Below are 3,384 nucleotides of genomic sequence, written 5' to 3' on the forward strand. Positions count from 1 at the left end.
GATTTCAAAAAGGATTATATATACTAATAAGGGTTCCACAGATCATTTTTTATCCCCCTTCCCCTAAAACTATCTATTGTCATGCTTGAGGAATTTGAGGAGATTGTTAGAAAGAAACTTGGTTTCGAAATTTATGCTTACCAGAAGAGTATAAGTCAAGAGATTATGAAATCATTGGATACTAACAGATTTGTGGTGGTCTCAATGCCTACCGGGAGTGGTAAGACTCTGATAGAGGTATTCATAGCCTATTATTTGATAAAGAAAGGTCATAATGTGATCATATTGGAGCCAACCAGACTTCTTTGTGATCAGATGTATCATAGGTTTTGGAAAAGGATATTTGAGAGTGATAGCGGTGTAGAGTACGAGGGTGATTGTAAGTCCTTTGAGGAAGGTAAAAGGGTAATAGTTTCAACGCCTTTTACAACTTCTAAGTGTATAGGTAATGCGGAAGCTTTGATAGTAGATGAAGTTCATCACGCGTTCGGAGATATTCGTTATGAACAAACTTTGGCAGACTTAGAGCCTAAATACCTAGTTGGTTTTACGGCATTATTACCTTCCTACAAAAAATATATGGTAGATCCAAGGCTAGTTGAAAACTTAGGTAATCCCCTTTTCCTCACCTATGATTTCAAAGCGTTATCTGGAATTGACCCTACCTTTAAACTCCCTAAAGCTATAGCTGACATTTTTGACGCTGAATTTAACAGTTTAGAGGATAACGTATATGAAAACTTTTTTAGAGGTAAGATAAATGGCGATAAAAATACTTTAAAGTTTCTCGAAATCACACTATATACTTATGGTAAAGAAGCTTTTTGTGAAAGCTATAATAGGTTACTAGGGAAAGTTGAAGAAACTCCAATAATAGAAACTCTTTGTGAACAGAGGGAATTAAGTCACAAGACTAGAGCTTTGAAGGACGTTTTAAACATATATAAGGTTGAGGAATTTAAACCAGTTTTGATATTTACCTCTAGAAAGTCAACTGCGTACGAATTTGAAAAGGTAGTATCTAGTTTCAACGTTAAGGCTAAAGTGCTAACTGGTGATCTCTCAAGATATGAAAGGCTTAAGCTAGTTCAAGATGCTAGGAAGGGAAATGTAGATGTTATAATATCTACATTAGTTGGAGAAGAAGGGATCGATATACCAGAAGCTAAACTCTTAATTATGACTGATGTTCCTCAAAGTCCCTTGAGATTCTATCAAAGGCTAGGAAGGCTAATTAGGGGATGGATTTTAGGAACTGGTCAGTGGGCTTACGGTAACGTAGTTGGACCTCTAGTCAATAACTCTAAGCTACCAAAACTAGAAATAACCTATGCTAACGCCTTTCCGGTTTCCAATGGGACTAAGATAATATTAAATATAACTGATGTTGATGGTCCTGACGCTTATCCTGCCTCTGGTACAATGATGATGATTAGCAATTCGACGTGGTCTCTAACATTAAACTCAACAGAAATAGCTAAATATACAGTGAACGTGATACAAGCTCCGTGGAATGCTAACAAGAAGGACTACGTAAACTACTATTCTGGCTTCGTAGTAATATTAGGCAGTGAAGCACAGTTCCAACTTATAATTCCAATTCACCTATCGCCCGGGACATATAAAATAACTATAGTAACACCAGCTATAAATCCAAACAGATGGGCAACTACAACAATTACAGTAAGTTAGCCTTTTTTTACACAACGTTGACTATTTTTGATTTTAATTTATTAAGGTATAATCTACATTCATTTTGATGGTAAGTATTAATCTATTATCTGCTTCAGATGTTTTAATTGAGGAAGCTGATAGGTTATTGGAGAAGGGAGATGTTGTACAAGCTTCAGAGAAATACTACAAAGCAGCTGAAGAAGCAATAAAACTACTAGTAAAAACACTAAACCTAAAAGACGTAATAGAAAAAGTAAAGGCTAATAGAAGATGGACCTCTTCCTTATTATTCGAAGCTTCAAGAAGGATTTCTCCAGATATATATCTAATATCGGTAGATGCATGGTACTTACACGTTTATGGATTTCATGAAATGAGACTTAACTACGACGAAGTGAAGAAATTATCCAATAATATTCACAAAATAATAGACATATTAAACAAATATCTAACCTAACGTCTAATGAAATTCTAAAAGGTCCGATAAAGAGACCCCTCTCTTCCTTTTCATAATAATTTCGTAAATAGCCTTGAATTTCTAAGGGTAATAAGATTCTTTCCCAATCACTCTAGAACAAAATAAAATCTCATAACGTTGAGTGAGTAAAGGGAAAACATAAGGCTAATTAGAATCGCAACCAGCTAACTCATAGTTTAAAGTAGGAAATTCTTTAATTCTTGCCTTAAAGAGCAAGTTTTCATCACTTACCTAGAACTTGAGAAACTTTGCCGAAAAAGAGTAGTTGACTTCCTCATTAGGCTCAACTATCCTTAACCCTAAGCCATTGTGATAAGCGTCTGGAGCACCGCTCATAGGTTCGATTGCCAAAGCTCCTCTTACACCTGTATATAATTGTATAAATGGCATATTTCTTCTCACAATTTTAACTATAGAATAAGATGATTTCAATAGTATGGTATCATTTACGAAAAAACAATCATCATATTCTCCATGTTCTATTTTAGTTTTAACTAACTCTCCAGTTGGTATCTTGTTAAAAGTTACGCATCTCTTAACATTATTTTTTACTTCAATATTCCAATCCTCAGATACTATGAAGTAAGGATGTAGTCCAACTGTTAATGGACCTCTATTGTTTCCTACATTCTTAACGCTTATCTTTACTCTAAAGCCATTTCTGAATAATTTATAAATTAGTACGCAAGCTAACTTAGTTGGATAACCTTCGTGTTCTAACTCATGCTTAAGAGAGACACCATCATTTTGGACTTCTAAGACTTCAAATTCTTTATCTAGAACTAAACCATGTATCGCGTTTCCCTCATTATTTTTAGGTAAAACGTACCTTTTTCCCTCAAATATATACTCCCCTCCCTTTATTCTATTAGCGAATGGTATTAAAACAGCCATACCCCCTCGCGTAACTCTCTCTAAATTGCCTCTTAGAATGAGCTCTTTCCCATCTATTTTAAAGGAGTATAGATAAGCGCCTTTCGGCAAAATTTCTGCTTCCACGTTACCCTTCTTAATCTTCATATAGTAAGAATATAAGAGATGTGAACTTATATACTTATCACTAATAGTAATTATTAAATAGGAAAACAAAGAAAGGAAGAAAAAAAGTTTATTTAAATACCTGCTACTTCCCTTAGCGTCTTAAATATCTGGTTAAAGTCTGCCTCAGCTAACCTCACGAAAACTCCATAGTTACCCATTACACATACTGCATAATCCCCAGCTGCTACTGC

4 protein-coding genes are annotated in these 3,384 nt (G+C 34.8%); 2 read left to right on the forward strand and 2 right to left on the reverse strand.

Annotated elements, in window-relative coordinates; translation table 11 throughout:
• The first annotated feature begins 81 nt into the window (after positions 1-81).
• Together DMP16_RS08605 and DMP16_RS08610 are read left to right on the forward strand one after the other, a co-directional pair.
• A complete protein-coding gene (locus tag DMP16_RS08605; RefSeq protein ID WP_143577102.1) occupies positions 82-1,692 on the forward strand; it encodes a TQO small subunit DoxA domain-containing protein in 1,611 nt (536 codons plus the stop codon).
• A gap of 67 nt (positions 1,693-1,759) precedes the next feature.
• The gene (locus tag DMP16_RS08610; RefSeq protein WP_143577103.1) at positions 1,760-2,131 is read left to right on the forward strand and encodes a PaREP1 family protein; all 372 of its coding nucleotides are present in this window, start codon (positions 1,760-1,762) and stop codon (positions 2,129-2,131) included.
• Between the two features lie 252 nt (positions 2,132-2,383).
• Here DMP16_RS08610 and DMP16_RS08615 read toward each other — a convergent pair whose 3' ends face one another.
• Both DMP16_RS08615 and DMP16_RS08620 read right to left on the reverse strand, forming a co-directional pair.
• Complete coding sequence (locus DMP16_RS08615; protein ID WP_069283192.1) at positions 2,384-3,172, reverse strand: aldose 1-epimerase; 789 nt, start codon at positions 3,170-3,172, stop codon at positions 2,384-2,386.
• Between the two features lie 92 nt (positions 3,173-3,264).
• Positions 3,265-3,384: DUF2173 family protein (locus tag DMP16_RS08620; protein WP_143577104.1), on the reverse strand; the 120-nt coding region annotated here is incomplete at its 5' end.

It is taken from the genome of Sulfolobus sp. B1, from assembly GCF_007050195.1.
Lineage (GTDB): Archaea > Thermoproteota > Thermoprotei_A > Sulfolobales > Sulfolobaceae > Saccharolobus.

Coding starts and splice junctions, on each gene's coding strand:
- DMP16_RS08605 (WP_143577102.1), top strand. CDS start 82: ATGCTTGAGGAATTTGAGGAGATTGTTAGAAAGAAACTTGGTTTCGAA.
- DMP16_RS08610 (WP_143577103.1), top strand. CDS start 1,760: ATGGTAAGTATTAATCTATTATCTGCTTCAGATGTTTTAATTGAGGAA.
- DMP16_RS08615 (WP_069283192.1), bottom strand. CDS start 3,172: ATGAAGATTAAGAAGGGTAACGTGGAAGCAGAAATTTTGCCGAAAGGC.